This window comes from Ramlibacter sp. MMS24-I3-19 (assembly GCF_050320135.1).
Taxonomy (GTDB): Bacteria; Pseudomonadota; Gammaproteobacteria; order Burkholderiales; family Burkholderiaceae_C; genus Ramlibacter.
This window is the reverse complement of record NZ_CP190017.1, coordinates 2322012-2338735: the sequence shown is the minus strand read 5'-3', so window position 1 is coordinate 2338735 and position 16724 is coordinate 2322012. Positions and strand designations below refer to the sequence as shown.

Here is a 16724-nt window from a genome sequence, read left to right as displayed (position 1 = left end):
GTGGTCGCGATCGCGGTGCTGAAGGCATAAGCGCCGCCACTGAGCGAGGCATCGGCGACCGCGCCGGCGACGCCGCTGGTGCCGTCCCAGGCCGCGAATGACAGCGTGGCTGTTCCGTTCCAGTCCGCCGCTGGCACGTATCGCACGCGCGTCTGCGCGTCGGCCAGCAGCAGGCGGGCACTGGTGGTCGAAGCCGTGCCGAGACCGGACCAGGTGGCGCCGCCATCGATGCTGTACTGCCAGGTGCCGTGGCTGTTGTCGACGGCGGTGACCGCGATGCCGCGCGTCCCGGTGGGATCGTCAATCTGGCCGGACACCAGGTCGGCCACGAGCGTGCCGCTGCCCGTCGTGTCCTCCGCGATGGCCGCCATCGGGTTCGCGCCCAGCAGCACGGGCGCCTTGTTGGTGACCGTGAGCTTGAGCGTGAAGTTGCCGCGGTCGGAGCCTCCGTCGGCGGTGCCGCCGTTGTCCTGCACCGTGAAGGCGACGGTGGACACCCCCGGGGTCGCGCCCGCGCCGGAGCGGAACACCATGGACTCGAATTGCGCCTGCGTGTATGCGGTGCCGGTGGCCACCGGCGTGACACCGTCGGCCAGCAGCAACTGCACGCTGCCCGGGATCGTCGTGAAGGTGAACGACAGTGCCTGCCCCGCTTCGTCCGTTGCGGTTGCCGGATCCGGGGCGTAGCCGCCGCTGGCCAGCATCGCCACCGGCGGCGCACCTTCCTGCACGGTGCCGCCCGTGGCGCCCACCGAGACCGGCGCGTCGTTGACGGCGATGACCGCGATCACCGTCGTCGCCGTCGCGGCGCTGTAGGCGAACGGACCGCCGTTGTACGTGACGTCGGCCAGCGTCCCGGGCGTGCCCACCGTGCGATCCCAGGCCCGGAACGTCAGGCCCGCGGTGCCCATCGTGCTGTTCCAGTCGGCCGATGGCAGGAAGCGCACGCGCGTTTGCGAATCCGCGGCCAGCTGCATCGCCCCGCTGTCGCTGACGCCCGAGAGCGTGGTCCACGTGGTGCCACCGTCCTGCGAGAACTGCCAGGTGCCATCGCCCGTGAGGCCCGTCACGGCAATGCCGCCCTGGCTGCCGCTGGTGTCGAACACCTGGCCGGCCACGATGTCGGACACCAGCACGCCGGCGCGCTGGGCGGCACTGGCCCAGGGGGGCGGATTGCCGCCGGGCACGTTGCCGGTCCACTTGAAATCTTCGTAGACCGTCAGCGGCGAGTTGGCGCCATTGAGCACGGGCGCCCGGTTGACGATGACGCTGACCGTGAAGGTGGCCGTGTCGACGCCGCCATTGGCCACGCCGCCGCTGTCCTTGACGGCGAACGAGAAGGCCTGCGTGCCCAGCGCGCCGATGCCGGATGACTCGAACTGCATGCCCCGGATCTGGGCCAGCGTGTAGCTCGACCCCAGCACCACCTGCGTGGTGCCGTCGGCGAGATACGTCGTGCCCAGCGTCGAGGGCAATGCGGTGACCGTGTAGCTGACGATGCCCTGCGTGGCCTCGTCGGGGCCGCCGCCAGGGCCGAAGGTGACGCCGGCGAGGCCGAGCGACGTGGTGGGCGTGCCGTCCAGGATGATCAGGGGCGCGAGGGGCACGCCCGGTGCGTCGGTGCGCGCGGGCGCATCGTTGACGGCGCCGACGACCACGGTCGCATTGGCGGTCGCCGTGCTGAATGCGGTGGTGCCGCCGTTCAACGTGGTGTCGGCGGTGCTGCCGGCCGTGCCGCTGCTGCGGTCCCAGGCGCGGAAGGTGAATGCCGGGGGCGTGCCGTTCCAGTTGGGTGCGGGATTGAAGCGGACGCGCCACTGGGTGCCGGAGTCGAGCAGGATGGCGCTGGTGGGGCTGGCCGCTGCCAGCGATGTCCAGCTCGTGCCACCGTTGCTGCTGTATTCCCAGGTGCCCGTGCTGCCCGCCGCCGCGCCGGTCACCGCGATGCCGCTCGAGCCGCTCGGGTCGGCGATCCGGCCGGCCACGAGGTCGGCGACGCGGATGCCGTTGCCGGGCACGTCTTCCAGGATCGGCGGGATCGCATTGGTGCCCGTCAGCGTCGGCGCGACGTTGCGCACCGTCACCGTGATGGACTCGACGAGCGTGTCGACGCCGCCGTTGGCCGTGCCGCCGTTGTCCTTCACCAGCCAGCTGAAGGTGCCGCTGGCGTTCTGCACGCCCGTGCCCGGCTTGAAGCGCATGCCCTGGATCTGGGCCAGGCTGTAGCTGGTGCCGGCCTTGACCACGGTCGTGCCGTCCGCCAGGTAGATCGTGCCGACGCTGGTGCCAGGCACGGTCGCGACCGAATAGCTGAGCGTCTGCGTGTTGTACTCGTCCACCGCGTAGCCGGGGATGTACTGCATGGACGCGAGGCCGAGCGAGGTGAGCCCCGAGCCTTCGTTGACGGTGACGTTCGCCGGCGCCGCCACGAAGGTGCCGGTGGCGGCGTTGTAGCGGACCGGGATGTCGTTGACCGGCGTCACCGTGAGCGCCGCGGTGGCGGTAGCGCTGCTGAACGCGCTGCTGCCGCCCGGGAAGAAGATCAGAGCGGTGCCCCCGGCGGTGCCGCTGCTGCCGTCCCAGGCGCGGAAGGTGAAGCCGGGGATGGCGCCATTCGTGTTCGCGCCCGCGTCGCCGAGGAAACGCACCCGCGCATCGGGCGCCAGCAGGCGGGCCCCGAACGCCGAACCGCTGAGGGACTGCCAGCTGTTGCCGCCGTCGACGCTGTACTGCCACGTGCCGCCGATGCTGCCGGTTGGCGTGCCCACGACGGCGATGCCGTAGTAGCCACCGGCATCGCTCACCTGGCCCGCGACGATGTCGCTCACCAGCGTGCCGTTGCCGGGGACGTCCTCCAGTGCCGTGAACGGATTCGATCCGGCCAGCACCGGCGCTGCATTGGTGACGGTGATGGTGAGCGACTGCGGCAATGCGTCCACGCCGCCCCCCGCGGTGCCGCCGTCGTCGCGCACGGTGAAGGCGAAGGTGCCTGTGCCCAGCGCGCGCGACTGGAATGTCATGCCCTGCAGCTGCGCCACCGTGTAGCTGGTGTTCAGGACCACCGGCGTGCCATCGGCGAGCAGGATGGTGCCGACCGAGGGAAGCGCCGTGACCGTCACGCTGAGCACCTGCCCGGCCTCGTCGCTGCCTCCACCGGGCCCGTAGGCCAGGTTCTGCAGGCCGAACGGCGAGGGCCCGCCCTCGACCAGCGACACGTTGGCGAGCGTGCCGGCGGTGCGCACCGGCGCATCGTTCACTGGCGTCACTGTGACGCTGGCAGTCGCGGTCGTCCTGCTGAACGCAGTGCTGCCGCCGACCGCGGCCGCTGTGACCACCGTGCCTGCCGCGCCGCTGGTCTGGTCCCAGGCGCGGAAGGTGATGGACGCGCTGCCCGCGTAGTTGGCGTTCGGCACGAAGCGCACGCGCGTCGTCGCGTCCGCGGGAAGCAGCAGCAAGGATCCGGCGGGCGGCGTGGCCAGCGCCGACCAGGTCGTGCCATCGACGGTGTACTGCCAGCTGCCGTTGCTCGAATCGACCGCCGTGATCGCGATGCCGCGCAGGGCGCCGGTGTCGTCGTCGGTGATCTTTCCGGCGACGAGGGCCGAGACCAGCGTGCCGGCACCCGCCGCGGCGTCCTCGACCTGCGCCGGCAGGTTGGCCGTGCCGGCGAGCACGGGTGCGCTGTTGGGGAAGCCGCCGAACAGGGCCACGATGGCATCGCCGCCGCCGGCCTGGGCGGGCTGCGCGCCGTCGCTGGTCGACAGGCCGGTCGCGTTGCCGGAGCCCACCATGTAGAGGCGGTTGCCCGTCCCCCAGGCGACGCCGCCGGTGCTGAGGCCCGCGCCGTAGTACGTGCCGTAGACCAGGTCGCCGGCACCGTTGCCCTTGGGCTTGAGCACCAGCACGAAGCCCGTGGTGCCGCTGCCGGTGCGGCTGAAGGCATCTGACGTGGTCGGGAAGTCCGCGGTGTCGGTGGTGCCGGTGATGGCCACGTAGCCGCCGGAGATCGCGATGCCGGTGGGACTGTCCGTGAGGCCTGTCGCGAGCTTGCCGGACGCGTCCACCGTGCCGCCGATCAGCGTGGAGTACTGCAGCGATGCGGCACCGGTGAGCGTGGTGTCGTAGATGCGCAGGTAACCCGTTTCGTGCGGCGACGCCGTGGTGGCGAACGCACCGGCCGTGGTCGGGAAGCCCTGCGTCGGATCCTTGGTGCGCCCGATGACGTACGCGTGACCGCTGTCGTCGGCCGCGATGCCGGTGACCGTGTCGTCCTTGGTCCAGCCAATGTAGGTGGAGTAGGTCACGGTGCCGCTGGCGTTGTACTTGACCAGGAAACCGTCGGCGTTGCCGGGCCGCGTGCTCTGCGCGCCACCCGTGATGGCCAGGTCGTTCGAGAGCGTGTTGCCGGCCACGTAGACGTTCCCGGCCGCATCCACCGCCACGCCCGCAGCGCCCTCGGCGCCGGTGCCGCCGTACTGCCACCTGGACAGCGAAGTGCCGCTGGCCGTGTACCTGTAGACGTACGCATCGTCCGACGTGCCCGACAGGGTGCCGGCCGCATAGATGCTGCCGTCGGCGCCCATGGCAACGCCGCTGCCGGTGTCGGTGTTGCCGGTCCCGCCGATGTAGGTGCTGAACACCAGGCCATTGCCGCTCGCGTTCAGCTTGGCCAGGAAGGCATCCTGCGGCCCGTTGCGCACCGACTGGTCGCTGCTCGTCGTGACGCCGGCGAAGTCGTTCGACTTGGTCCAGCCCGTGACGATCGCTTCGCCCGCCGCATCGACCGTGATCGCGGCGCCCTCCTCGTCGTTGCTGCCGCCGATGCGCGTGGCATACACGAGGGTCGTGAGGTCGGAGGTGAACTTGGCCACGTAGGCCTCGTCGCTGTCGCTGCCGCTGGCGAGGCGCGAGCCGAAGATGCCGGACGTGGAGGTCGTGTGCCCGGTCACGTACACCGAGCCATCTGCGCCCACGGCGACGGCCAGGGCTGTCTCGCCACCTTTGTCGCCCAGGTAGCTGGCGTGCGACAGCACCGGATCGACCACCAGCGCCCGGCTCGTGTCGTACGCGCCGACCACGATGCGCACCGTGCCATCGGGCTGCAGCGCGTAGTGGCTCTCGACGCTCTCGCGTCCGTTGGGACCGTCCTGGTAACTGACCGGCGCCTGGAAGCGGATGTCGCGGCTGCCCGCGACCTGCAGAACGAGGTCACCGTTGGCATCGACGCTCACCTTGTCCGTGCCATGGAACTGCAGCTGCAGCTGCGATGCGTCGGCGCCGGGCGCGAGCAGGAAGTCGTATTCGAGCTGGCTCTGGTTGCCGTAGTACCGCACGTCGATGCCGTCGTACACGCCCTGGTAGCGCACGCTGCCGTAGTTGGCGATGTCGGTGACCCACTGCGACGGATCCTGGCCCACCAGCGAGTTGCTGCGCGAGGCCAGCGGGTCCTCGCCGATGGCGGTGCCCGGCCTGGCACCCACGAGCTCCAGCCGCACCGGTTGGTCCGCTCCATCGAGCAGCAGCTCGGCCTGCCCACCGCCGCCCAGCCGCACCGCGTAGCCGACGCCCGAGGCCGCGTAGTCGACGCCCTCGCCCAGCTGGCCCTTGTTGGTCTCGAACTGCATCGGCGTGAGCGCATACGCCGATCGCACGTCCGCATCGGTCGGCGTGGCCGTGGCCATCGCCGTGTATTCGAGGGTGGGCGCGACGGTGCGGGTCTGCGCCACGGCCTCGGCGGCGGTGGCGGCCAGCACGCCGCCGATGTCGGCCGAGTACAGCAGGCGCGGCTCGAGCCACTCGGCATGCGGCGCGCTGCGCGTGGGGCGCTCGGGCTTCCTGCGACGCAGCCAGCCGCGGATCATGGCCGCCTCAGAGGCCGGATCCCACCCGCAGGCTGGTGGCAACCGGCACGTTCACCTTCGGCGGCGCATTGGCACCAGCATCCTTCCGCGCCGACGCCGTGTTCTCGGTGCCGGGCAGGTCGGCCTTGCAGCGCAAGCCTGCGGGGAGGGCGTTGCCCGGATTGGGCAGCGACAGCCTGGCGCGGAACGTGTTGCTCGCACCTTCGATCACGCCGTCCACCAGCGCCACCGTGGCCACGCGAGGCTGCGCGTTGGGGAAGTCGGGCGTGATGCGCAGCTGGGTGCCCTTGCGCACCACCGGGTACAGCTGCGCCGGCAGCACCACTTCCACCCGCAGGGGATTGACCACGGCGATGCGGAACACGGGCTTTTCCTCGACGCGCTCGCCGACCGACATGTAGCGGTCCGCCACCACGCCGTCGGCCGGGCTGCGGATGGTGCGCAGCGAGAGCTGCGCGCGTGCGAGCTCGTGCTCGCGGCCATAGATCTCGCGCTGCTCGCGCGCCTGGATCAGCCGGTTCTCGGCCACCAGCGCCTCGGCCCGGGTCTGGTCCAGCGCCTGCGTGCTGATGAATTCCTGGCGCGCCAGGTCGACCGCGCGCGCGAGCTTCTGGCGCGCCAGTTCGGCGTTGGCTTCGGCCGCCTTCAGTTCGCCCATGCCCTGGGCGCGGCCCTCGGCGACGCTGACCGACATGCGCTCGACGTCGGCGCGCAGGCTGGCGAGCGGCTGGCCGGCGCGGACGCGGTCGCCGCGCTCGACGTGGATCTGCTCGATGACCCCGACCACGGGGCTGCCCAGGTCAGAGACGCTGAACGGCTCGATCAGGCAGCCCAAAGGCTGCAGCCCCGCCGCCCGGGTGGCAGGCGCCAGGAGCAGCAGGGCAAGCGGCAGCAGTGCACGACCCAAGCGGTTCATCCCAATCCCCAGCGACTGAAATTCAGGTCTCGCTCTTCGTTCTCGGCGAGGCGGGAAAGTCTTACACGTTGTTTCGTACGGGTTAAGGATTCCGCTGACTGGGCCGCCCGAAGGCTGGCCCAGACCAATGAACGGCGAAAACCGAGCAGGCGCGTGACGGAATGCCACCAGCCGGGCAGCCATCGCTGCAGCAGGGCGAAGTCCTGCGCCACCATCACTTCGCAGCTGCCCGGCTGTCCCTGCCGCCCGGTGCGGCCGAGGAACTGGCGGTCGATGCGGGGCGATGCATTCAGCTGGCACAGGATCACGTGCAGGCCGCCGGCGGCCAGGACCTCGGGCGCGACGTGGATGTGCGCGCCGCGGCCGCCATGCTGGTCGCCACGGTCAGGCGCCCGGACCGGCCCGCAGCGCCGATCACGTCGCTTTCCTCCTGGTCCTGGCGTGCATTCAGCACCACCGGGTCGAGGCCGCGGGCACGCAGCACGTCGGCCAGTGCGTCCGACTGCTGCACGCTCTCGGTGCCGACCAGCACGGCACGCCCTGCCCCGCACAGGTCGGCGGCACGCGCGGCGACCTCCTGCCACAGCGTGGCGCTGTCGGCCAGCAGGCGCGTGGGTTCATGCCGCACCTGGCGCGGCGTGCGTGGCGGCACGCGCACGGTGCGAAGGCCATACACAGCGCGCAGCTCCGCGCCGGCGCCACGCAGCGTGCCGCTGATGCCCGCGAGCCGCAGGTAGCGGATGAAGAAACGCTGGAACGTGACCTGGGTCAGCGTCGCGTTGCGACGCGTGAGCGGCACGCCCTCCTTCAGTTCGACCAGCTGGTGCAACCCGCGGCTCCACGCGCGCCCCGGGGACGTACGGCCCGTGTTCTCGTCGACCAGCTGCACCTCGCCGTCGCGCACGACGTAGTCGCGATCGCGCGCGAGACGCGCCACGGCGGTGACAGCCATCTCCAGCGCGGCGGCCCGGTGCTGCGGATGCCCCAGCAGCGGATGCGGATCTTCGGGCCACGTCGCCAGCTGCGCCAGGCCAGCGTCGGTCAGCCGCACCGAGCCCGCCTCCACGACGTAGTCGCGCCGTTCGCGCATCCGGTGCGCCAGCATCAGTGCCCGGCGCAGGAACGCCTGCTCGGCGACCGGCGGTGCGGCCTGCGACAGCACCAGCGGCACGCGGGCCTCGTCGATCAGGATGGTGTCGGCCTCGTCCAGGATCGCCATGCACAGGCCGCGCAGCACCGGCTGCTGCGAACCCGCTGCGCCGTCCTGGCGCAGCCGCCGCTCGATCGGCGACAGGTCCGTGGGCTGCAGCAGGCTGTCGCGCAGGTAGTCGAAGGCGAGCTCCTTCGCAGTACAGTAGGTCACGTCGCAGGGGTAGGCCGCACGGCGCTGCGCCATCTCCATCGGCTGCGCGATGGAGGACACCGTGAGGCCCAGCCTCGCATAGAAGCCGCGCAGCTCAACGGCGTCGCGACCAGCGAGGTAGTCGTTGGCGGTGACCACGTGCACCGGCGTGCCGGCCAGCGCGCCGACGGCTGCCGCCAGTGCGATCGCCACCGTCTTGCCCTCGCCCGTGTCCATCTCCGCCAGCCGCTGGTCCAGCAGGGCCCTGGCCGCCATCAGCTGCTGCCAGTAGGCCCGCACGCCCAGCGCCTGCTCCATCGCCGCGGCGGCGACGCGCAGGGCCTGCCGCAGCCAGGCATCGTCACGACGCGCATGCGGAACCTGCCGCAAGGCGTCGACCGTGCGCTCGACCTCGATCTGCTCCTTCAACTGCACATGGAGCGCGCGCGCTTCGGCCGCGAGGGCGCGCGCACCCAGCCGCGCGGGACGCCGCACGTCGCGCAGCGGAAGGCGCAGCTGCGGGTACGGCCCCCACACCAGGCCGGGGAACGGCCAGGCTGCGGCTGCACTGGTCATGCCTGCCCGCCCGGATTGAACTGCTTGATCAGCAACCGCTGCAGCTGCGCGGCCCATTGCCAGCCGAGCGGCTGCATGGGCAGCGTCAGCCGCACCCAGGCGCGCTCGCCGATTGCTGTCGCGGGGAGCGACGGCACTTCGGCATCGAGCAGGAAGACCGGCACGCGGGTGCGCAGGCCGTTCGCATCGGCGGGATCGACGGGAATCGGGCCGCCGAAGCGATCGCCCAGTGACGGCGCCGGCAACTCCAGGCTCGCGCCCGGGACGGCGTCGGAGAGCCGCGCCTCGTGGACCATCCCCGGCGCTTCGGCCAGCCTGACCTGCACCCCACGCACGCGACCGCGCGTGCGCAGGTAATCGTCCTCCAGTAGCGCGATGCGCACGTGCGCGGCGCCGCCGGTGAGCACGTGGCCGAGCATCGCGCCGCGCTTGACGTAGCTGCCGGGCAGGTCCTGCGGGCGGGCCCACACGACCTCTCCTGCGGCGCGCGCACGCACCTCCAGCTGTGCCAGTTGTTCTTCCGCCCGCGCCAGTTCGGCCGCGTTGCGATCGAGGTCCTCTGCCAGGTCCGCCGCGCGCACCGGCTGCGTGAGCAGCGCCCTGTACTGCTGCGCGAGCAGGCCCGTGCGCTCGGAGGCGATCTTCTCGTGGCTGGCCACCAGCACCGGGTCCTGCAGGATCACGAGCGCCTGCCCTGCCTGCGCCTTCGCGCCCTGCGGCAATTCGAGGCGCTCGATGAAGCCGCCGGCGCCGGCGCGCAGCTGCGCCTGGTCGGACGGCCAGACGAGCGCGCGCGTGACGACATGCTGGGGGGCGGGCACCGCGACCAGCAGCACGAGCGCGCCGCCCGCGACGAGTCCTGCCGCCCGCAGGGAGCGTCGCCGCAGTGCCGGATCGCCGCCCATGGCGCCCCCGTGCGCCCAACGCCAGAGCACGCGGGACAGCCAGGCCATGAGCGCGAAGGCCGCCAGCCAGCCAAGCAGCCACGAATGGCCGCCGACCCAGAACACGAGCCCCAGCAGCAGCGTGACCCGGTAGATCGCCGCCGCCGGCGCGTACCCGGCCAGCCACTTGGCTTCGCCCGGCGCGATCAGCGGCGACGGACCGGACATCGGCGCGCCGATCCAGGCACGCCAGCGGCGCGACCACCACGCATTGCTGCGCAGCGCGAGATTGGGCAGCTGCAGCGCATCGCACAGCGCGTAGTAGCCGTCGAAGCGCATCAGCGGATTGGCGTTGAACACCACCGTCGACAGCGAGCAGGTCAGCACCACCACGAGCGCGATGTCGCGCACGGTGCCCGCGCTCACCAGTACCCAGGCCGCGAGCGCCATGCACGCGAGCGCGACCTCCACCAGGATGCCGGCGGCGCTCACCACCAGCCGCTGGCGTGGCAGCGGGAACGCATTCGCGGCGCTCGCATCCACGTACGGCGCCGGCGTGAGGAACATCAGCGAGAGGCCCAGCTCGTGCACCTGGCCGCCGTGCCGGCGCACGGCCAGGCCGTGCCCCAGTTCATGCAGCAGCTTCAGCAGCGGATAGCAGATCCACGCGATCGCGTAACTTGAAGGTGTGGCGAACAGGCGGTTGGCGTCGGCCTGCAACTCGGCGAAGTGCGCGCCTGCGGTCACCAGCGCCAGCAGCACGGCCACCAGCCACGCCGCGAAGGCCGCTGGGCGGAACAGCCAGCGACCCACGGCCGCCAGCTTGTCCAGCAGCCGCGTCGGATCGGCGAGCGGCATGCGCAGCATCAGCGGGTTGAGCATGCCGCGCCGGCGCTGGCGCGACTCGTCGTCGCGGCGCGCGAACAGCAGCGACAGGTGCGGCGCCGCATCGAAGCGCACCATGCCGCCCCCGAACAACTGCGCCAGCAGCCGCAGCACCTCGTCTTGCGTCGGTGCCTGCTCGCGCTGCTGCACCAGTTGCCGCTGCCACACCTGGTCGATCGTGGCCGCGCCATCGAACCGCGCCACGAGTGCATAGGCGGACGGATTGAGCCGCAGCTGGCGGCCCGACGCGGGTTCGACCAGCACGTGCCAGGGTTGTCCGCGCACTTCCTGCCGCACGATGCGCAGGCCCGGCACCAGGCTGGGCCGCAGGCCGGCGACGCGATGCCAGGACGTGCTGACCAGCGGCTCGTTCACCAGGGCGAGACCTTCCACCAGGCCAGGCGCAGCCAGTCGACCGCGCGGTGCGCGACCAACCAGCCGATGGGACGCCAGCCGGCGGAGACCTTGCCCACTCCGCTGAGGCCCGGACGCAGCTGCGGCAGGCCATCCTCGAGCGTGGCCTCGACCTCGAAGTAATTGCGGCTCTCGGCGGTGGTCGCCACCGGGACGATGCGGCGCGTGACGAAGCGCAGCGTCTGGTCCGGCTGCGCGGCCAGCACGAGGCGGCCCGACTGGCCGGGACGCACCGCGCCGATGTCGGACTCGTCGACCTCGAGGATCAGGCGGAAGCTGTCGTTGGGGGCCAGCACCATCAGCACGTCACCGCGCTGCACCGGCGCGCCCAGCGTCTGGGTGAGGTCTCCCTTGATCACGATGCCGTCGAACGGCGCCTCGATATGGGCGCGCTCGATCTGCGTCTCCACCAGCGACAACAGGGTCTGCGCCTCGGCCGCCTTGGCCTGGAACGTGACCATCTGCGCTCGGTCGGAGCCCGCCTGCGCCGCGCGGTAGCCGCTCTCGTGCTGGCGCATCTCGCTTTCGCGGCGGCGCTTCTCGAGCTGCAGGTCCTGCGACGCCAGCTCGGCCAGCACCTGGCCCGCGCGCACGCGGTCGCCCGGGCGCACGTTGGCCTGCTGCAGGAAGCCGTCGGTGGCCGCGACCACCGCGCGCTGCACCGAGCCTTCCAGGCGCGCGGGCGCGCTCACGCGCCAGGGCAGCGGAATGGCGAGGGCCAGCAGCACGATGCCCACGCCGATCGCGATGGTGCGATGCCGCTGCGTGGGCGTGGCAAGCCGCTCGCGGGCCGACTGCAGAAGCCGGCGACGCCAGGGCAACGCGAGCTGCCGCTTGAGATCGATCACGGGACCGGCGAGCCGCGACAGGTCCTGGAGCGCGTCGACCTCGATGGCGTCGAACGCCGGCGCCGTGCGCTCCAGCGTCAGGGCCCCGACGATGCGGGTGCCATCGACCAGCGGGATGGTGCAGGCCGCGCCGGCGCCCGCCAGCTGGCGGTGCGCGAGCGTGATCAGGTCACGGCCGCCGACCGGCGGCCAGGCGACGGCGACGTGCTGGTCCAGCGCCTCCTGCATCGCGTCCAGCAGCGCCGTGGCGCCCGCATGCCCGGACTGGAGTGGCGCAGGATGCGAACTGCCGGCCAGCCGCAGGTCGCCGTCCTCCAGCACGCCGATGGAAACGCGCGCACATCGCAGCAATTCCGCCAGTTCCGCACCCAGGCCCGCGGCGGATTCGGACAGCGAAACCCGCGACAGGGCCGCCGCCAGCGCCCGCAGTAGCAACGGCTGCGCCGCCGCGCCGGCCAGGTGCGCTGTCGATGTCGGCGGCGGGCTGGAGAGGTCCATCTGTGACAGGGAGTAAGCAAATTCTCTCTGCCCGCGTAGGGAAGAGGCGAGTGCAAAGTGCCTGAAAGGTACCCGGCGGGCCGTGAACGGTCGTGCGGGCGCCACGCCGCCGGCGCGGTCGCGACCGGTTCAGCGCCCGGCCGGATGCCGCGCCGCATGCGCGGCCAGCAGGGCGTGCAGCGTCGCCGGCAGCACGGGCTTGACCAGGTGGTGGTCGAAGCCGGCCAGCGTGGTGGCCTGCCGGTCCTGCGGCTGCCCGTAGCCGGTCAGGGCGACCAGCAGCGTGTCCGCCATGCGCGGGCGGCTGCGCAGCTCGCGCGCGAGCTCCAGCCCCGTGATGTCCGGCAGGCCGACGTCGAAGATGCAGACGTCCGGCACCGCGCGATCGATCGCGGCCAGGGCCTCGCCGCCGCTGTAGGTGACGTCGACCTGGTGCCCGTCGCTGTGCAGCAGCGCGGCCAGCGAGTCGGCCGCATCGGCGTTGTCGTCCGTGACGAGGATGCGCAGCGGCCTGGTGGACAGCATCGCATGCGCGGGCGACGCGCTCGGAAGGTGCTGCGCCGAGGCGACTGGCAGCACGATGGTGAAACGGCTGCCGCGGCCCTTGCCCGCGCTGTCGGCCGCCACCTCGCCCTGGTGCAGGTCCACGATGGCCTTGACCAGCGCGAGGCCGATGCCCAGCCCGCCCTGGCTGCGGTCGGGCGTGCGCTCGCCCTGCGTGAACAGCTCGAAGACGTGCGGCAGCAGCACCGGGTCGATGCCCACCCCGTCGTCCTCCACCGTCAGGCGGGCGCGTGCACCTTCCTGGGCCAGGCGCACGCGCACCGTTCCCTGCGGCGGCGTGTACTTCGCCGCATTGGTGAGCAGGTTCACCAGCACCTGCACGAGGCGCGTGCGATCGCCGGCGACGGTCACGTCCGCCTCGGGCAGGTCGACCGCGATCGCGTGGCGGCGCGACTCCAGCAGCGGCCGCACCTGCTCCAGCGCGTTGTGCACCACGCCCTGCAGGACCACGGGCACGCGCTCGATCTGGATCAGGCCGCGGGTCACGCGCGAGACGTCCAGCAGGTCGTCGACCAGCTCGCTCATGTGGTGCACCTGGCGATCGATCAGCTCGCTGGTGCGGCGCACCAGGTCGGCGTTGTCCGGCGCGCGCGTGAGCAGCGCACTGCCGGTGGCGATGGGTGCCAGCGGATTGCGCAGCTCGTGCGCCAGCATCGCGAGGAATTCGTCCTTGCGCCGGTTGGCCTCGCGCAGGGCCTGCTCCGACCTCACGCGCTCGGTGATGTCGATCACCACGCCACGCATGATGCGCGGCTCGCTGCCGGCATCGGCGTACACGCGCCCGCGGATGTCGACCCAGATCAGCGCGCCCGTGTCGGGCCGGATGCGCCGGTGCACCAGCTGGTACTCGCCCCGGGTCTCCTGCGCGTGCCGGATCGCCTCGTTCAGGCGCGGCAGGTCCTCGGGATGGATCGTCGACAAGCCGACGCCGGGGTCGCCGTTGCCGTAGCCGAGCACCTCGGCCGCATTGGCCGAGTAGCGCACCTGCCCGTTCACGAGGTCCCACTCGAAGGCCACCATGCGCGCGGCCTGCAGCCCTTCCTGCAGCCACGACTGGGTGCGCTGCAGGTCGGCGTTGATGCCCACAGTGCCGGTGACGTCGAAGCCCTCGCAGAAGATGCCGTCGACCGCGCCGGCGTCGTCGAAGAGCGGCTGGTAGACGAACGTCAGGTACTTCTGCTCCACGCCGCCGTCCGGGCGCACCAGCCGCGCCGGCATCACCTCCGCGCGATGCGGCCGGCCCGAGGCGTAGACCTCGTCGAGCAGTTCGAAGTAGCCCTGCCCCGGCAGCTCCGGGAACGCGACACGCACGGTCTTGCCCACCAGATCGTCACGCTGGAACAGCTGCCGGTAGGCGCCGTTGACGAACTCGAAGACATGCTGCGGTCCCTTCAGCGTGCAGATAAAGCTGGGGACCTGCTCGAACATCTGCAGCAGCCGCGTGCGCTCGGTGGCCAGGCGCCGCTCGGCCCGCATCTTGTCGGTGGTCTCCAGGACGATGGCCAGCACGCCCGCGGGTCGGCCGTCGTCGTCGAGGATCGGCGAATAGTCCAGGTTCATCCAGACCTGTTCCGGCACGCCGCGCCGGTAGAGCGTGAGTTCCTGGTCCTTGTACGAGAGCGTTCCGCCGGCCAGGCCGACGCGCATCACGTTGTCGTTGAAGTCCGCCACTTCGGGCCAACCGGACCGCACGGGCGACCCCAGCAGCTGGGGATGGCGTCCGCCGGCGAAGACCGAGTAGCCGTCGTTGTAGACCATGGTCCCCGCCTCGCCGAACAGCGCCACCATGGGCACCGCGCAACGCAGCATCAGGGCCACCGTGTGGCGCACGTGCACCGGCCAGCCGGCGATCGGGCCGAGGTCGGTGGCGTGCCAGGGATGCTGGGCGATGAGCTCGGCAAGCTCGCCGCCGCTGTCCAGGAATGCCGGACGGCTGCTGTGGGGACCGTACATCGTGGGGAGGTGCCGGGAACGCGGCGGCCGAGTCTACCCGGGCAGCGTTCAGGCCGTGCCCAGCGGGCCGGCGGCCGGCACCTCGTCCTGCCCGTCCTGCGCAGCGGGCTCCGGCCCTTCTTCAGCGCCGGCGGCGGCTTCCCGACGCGCCGTGAGCTGCGACAGCGGTCGCTTCAGCAGCGCCTCCAGCGCATCCGGATCGACGGGCTTGGTGAGGCGCAGGTCGAAGCCTGCCCGCATGGCTTCCTGCTCGTCGCCCGACTGCGCCGGCTCGGAGATCTCGACCAGCGCCATCGCGCGGCCCTGCGGCGTGGCACGCATTTCCCGCGCGAGCGCATGGCTGTCCAGGTCGGACAGGTCGGTGTCCAGGAATGCGATGTCCGGCGCATCGCGCGCGACGCATTGCAGCGCGTCCTGCGCACTGGCGGCGATGCACACCTCGTGGCCCGCCATCTCCAGCAGGATGCCCAAGGCGTCGGCAGCGTCGCGGTTGGCATCGGCAACGAGGATCCTGTAGTGCGACGACGCGGCGGCCACCGGGCTGGCGACGCCCTGCTCCTTGTCGCTGGCCGGCTCGGCCTCCCCGACCACCGCGTCCGGCAGCGTGATGCTGAACTCGGTGCCGGTGCCCGGCCCGTGGCTGTGTGCGCTCACGGTGCCGCCATGCAGTTCGACCAGCCCGCGCGTGAGCGCCAGGCCGATGCCCAGCCCGCCTTCCGAGCGCCGGTGCTGCGCGTCGACCTGGGTGAACATGCCGAAGACGCGGTCCAGCAGCTCGGGCGCGATGCCGACGCCGTTGTCGCACACGCGAAGCACCAGGCTGGATCCCGCATGGCTGGCGCGCAGCAGGATGCGGCCCTGCGGATCGGTGTACTTGGCGGCGTTGGTCAGCAGGTTCGTGAGCGCCTGGCTCAGCCGGAGCGGATCCACGTTCACGATCGGCACCGGCCGCTCGATGTCCACCGCCAGGAAATGCAGCTTGCGCTCGATCAGCGGCCGCGCGGCCTCGACCGCGACGTCGATCACCGAGGCCAGGCTCACCGGCTCGCGGCGCAGCGTCAGCTTGCCTTGCGTGATGCGCGAGATGTCCAGCAGGTCGTCCAGCAGGAACGCCATGTGCGCCACCTGGCGGCCGATCACGTCGCGGCACCAGGCCAGCTTGGTGCGATCGAGCTGGGGCGCCGCGATGATGCTGGCGGCCGTGCGGATCGGGGCCAGCGGGTTGCGCAGCTCGTGCGCGAGCGTCGCGAGGAACTGGTCCTTCCGGCGGTCCGCCTCGCGCAGCTCGTCGCTCAGCCGGCGCAGCATCGCCGCATCGCGCAGGCGCTTGCGCATGTGCCGCCGCATCAGCGCCACGAAGCAGATGACCAGCAGGATCGACGACAGGCCCGTGGCCACGCCGGTGGCCAGCGCGGTGCGGTAGGCCCGCTCGGACGCCGCCGCGCGGTCGGCCAGCAGGTCGCGGCCGATCTCGTCCATGTCGATCAGTTGCCGGTTCAGGCTCTCGATCAGGCGCGGCCCGTAGCCCGAGAGCAGGCGATAGCGCACCGCCAGGTTCGCATTGGCGCCCTCGCCGTCGACCGCGGAGACGTAGTACTCCGACAGCATCTGCAACCGCGCGAGCACCTGCGGAATGCGCGCCTCCTGCCGCAGGTCGCCACGACCGAGTTCGACGATGCGCCGCCCGGATTCGGCGGCCTGCCTGGTCAGCGGGACCAGGCGCCGCATGTCGTCGTCGGTGTTCGTCAGCAGGAAGGTCTGGTCCGCCGAGGCGAGCAGGAGGATGTCGGTGCGCGTTTCGGAAATCGCATCGAGCAGCTCGTTGGTGTGCGACACCAGGCGGGCGATCTGCTGCTGGCTGCGCGTGTTGACCACGTTCAGCACCAGCGCGGCCACCAGGACGAGGACCAACAGTGCTCCACCGACCAGCCAGCGGTCCAGCGTGACCCAGGGCGGCAGACGCATTCGCACGGCGAACGACCG

The 16724-nt window shown here is 71.7% G+C and carries 15 protein-coding genes; 8 read left to right on the top strand and 7 right to left on the bottom strand.

Annotation, left to right across the window (positions count from 1 at the left end; translation table 11 throughout):
- The first annotated feature begins 105 nt into the window (after window positions 1–105).
- The 8 genes from ACPWT1_RS11760 (at window position 106) to ACPWT1_RS11725 (ending at window position 3795) form a co-directional block, all read left to right on the top strand.
- The gene (locus ACPWT1_RS11760; protein WP_427911370.1) at window positions 106–687 is read left to right on the top strand and encodes a hypothetical protein; all 582 of its coding nucleotides are present in this window, start codon (window positions 106–108) and stop codon (window positions 685–687) included.
- 144 nt (window positions 688–831) lie between these two features.
- On the top strand, window positions 832–1215 hold the full coding sequence (locus ACPWT1_RS11755) for a hypothetical protein (RefSeq protein ID WP_427911369.1): 384 nt from the start codon (window positions 832–834) through the stop codon (window positions 1213–1215).
- A 48-nt stretch (window positions 1216–1263) separates the two neighbouring features.
- A complete protein-coding gene (locus ACPWT1_RS11750; RefSeq protein WP_427911368.1) occupies window positions 1264–1410 on the top strand; it encodes a hypothetical protein in 147 nt (48 codons plus the stop codon).
- A 96-nt stretch (window positions 1411–1506) separates the two neighbouring features.
- Entirely contained in the window at window positions 1507–2226 is a 720-nt protein-coding gene (locus ACPWT1_RS11745) for a hypothetical protein (RefSeq protein WP_427911367.1), read from the top strand.
- Window positions 2227–2469: 243 nt separating this feature from the next.
- Window positions 2470–2784, top strand: a complete 315-nt coding sequence (locus ACPWT1_RS11740; protein WP_427911366.1) for a hypothetical protein — start codon at window positions 2470–2472, stop codon at window positions 2782–2784.
- A gap of 33 nt (window positions 2785–2817) precedes the next feature.
- Window positions 2818–3045: a hypothetical protein gene (locus ACPWT1_RS11735; protein ID WP_427911365.1), complete on the top strand. Its 228-nt coding sequence runs from the start codon at window positions 2818–2820 to the stop codon at window positions 3043–3045.
- 171 nt (window positions 3046–3216) lie between these two features.
- A complete protein-coding gene (locus tag ACPWT1_RS11730) occupies window positions 3217–3399 on the top strand; it encodes a hypothetical protein (RefSeq protein WP_427911364.1) in 183 nt (60 codons plus the stop codon).
- On the top strand, window positions 3400–3795 hold the full coding sequence (locus ACPWT1_RS11725) for a hypothetical protein (RefSeq protein WP_427911363.1): 396 nt from the start codon (window positions 3400–3402) through the stop codon (window positions 3793–3795).
- A gap of 2073 nt (window positions 3796–5868) precedes the next feature.
- On the opposite strand, the gene ACPWT1_RS11720 is transcribed toward ACPWT1_RS11725, so the two are convergent.
- From ACPWT1_RS11720 to ACPWT1_RS11690, 7 genes are all read right to left on the bottom strand, one after another.
- Entirely contained in the window at window positions 5869–6777 is a 909-nt protein-coding gene (locus ACPWT1_RS11720; protein WP_427911362.1) for an efflux RND transporter periplasmic adaptor subunit, read from the bottom strand.
- Window positions 6774–7085, bottom strand: coding sequence for a hypothetical protein (locus ACPWT1_RS11715; protein ID WP_427911361.1), 312 nt, complete (start codon window positions 7083–7085; stop codon window positions 6774–6776). Before ACPWT1_RS11715 ends, ACPWT1_RS11720 begins: the two co-directional genes overlap by 4 nt.
- On the bottom strand, window positions 7082–8695 hold the full coding sequence (locus tag ACPWT1_RS11710) for a preprotein translocase subunit SecA (RefSeq protein WP_427911360.1): 1614 nt from the start codon (window positions 8693–8695) through the stop codon (window positions 7082–7084). The genes ACPWT1_RS11715 and ACPWT1_RS11710 overlap by 4 nt, the downstream gene beginning before the upstream one ends.
- The gene (locus ACPWT1_RS11705) at window positions 8692–10857 is read right to left on the bottom strand and encodes a hypothetical protein (protein WP_427911359.1); all 2166 of its coding nucleotides are present in this window, start codon (window positions 10855–10857) and stop codon (window positions 8692–8694) included. Before ACPWT1_RS11705 ends, ACPWT1_RS11710 begins: the two co-directional genes overlap by 4 nt.
- Complete coding sequence (locus tag ACPWT1_RS11700) at window positions 10836–12224, bottom strand: HlyD family efflux transporter periplasmic adaptor subunit (RefSeq protein ID WP_427911358.1); 1389 nt, start codon at window positions 12222–12224, stop codon at window positions 10836–10838. The genes ACPWT1_RS11705 and ACPWT1_RS11700 overlap by 22 nt, the downstream gene beginning before the upstream one ends.
- Window positions 12225–12353: 129 nt before the next feature.
- On the bottom strand, window positions 12354–14741 hold the full coding sequence (locus tag ACPWT1_RS11695) for an ATP-binding protein (RefSeq protein ID WP_427911357.1): 2388 nt from the start codon (window positions 14739–14741) through the stop codon (window positions 12354–12356).
- Window positions 14742–14789: 48 nt separating this feature from the next.
- A complete protein-coding gene (locus tag ACPWT1_RS11690) occupies window positions 14790–16706 on the bottom strand; it encodes a hybrid sensor histidine kinase/response regulator (RefSeq protein ID WP_427911356.1) in 1917 nt (638 codons plus the stop codon).
- Window positions 16707–16724: the final 18 nt, after the last annotated feature.

Excerpts from the sequence above, each read along its gene's own strand:
- ACPWT1_RS11720 (WP_427911362.1), bottom strand. The coding sequence starts at position 6,777 with ATGAACCGCTTGGGTCGTGCACTGCTGCCGCTTGCCCTGCTGCTCCTG.
- ACPWT1_RS11735 (WP_427911365.1), top strand. The coding sequence starts at position 2,818 with ATGTCGCTCACCAGCGTGCCGTTGCCGGGGACGTCCTCCAGTGCCGTG.
- ACPWT1_RS11710 (WP_427911360.1), bottom strand. The coding sequence starts at position 8,695 with ATGACCAGTGCAGCCGCAGCCTGGCCGTTCCCCGGCCTGGTGTGGGGG.
- ACPWT1_RS11700 (WP_427911358.1), bottom strand. The coding sequence starts at position 12,224 with ATGGACCTCTCCAGCCCGCCGCCGACATCGACAGCGCACCTGGCCGGC.
- ACPWT1_RS11690 (WP_427911356.1), bottom strand. The coding sequence starts at position 16,706 with ATGCGTCTGCCGCCCTGGGTCACGCTGGACCGCTGGCTGGTCGGTGGA.
- ACPWT1_RS11750 (WP_427911368.1), top strand. The coding sequence starts at position 1,264 with ATGACGCTGACCGTGAAGGTGGCCGTGTCGACGCCGCCATTGGCCACG.
- ACPWT1_RS11695 (WP_427911357.1), bottom strand. The coding sequence starts at position 14,741 with ATGTACGGTCCCCACAGCAGCCGTCCGGCATTCCTGGACAGCGGCGGC.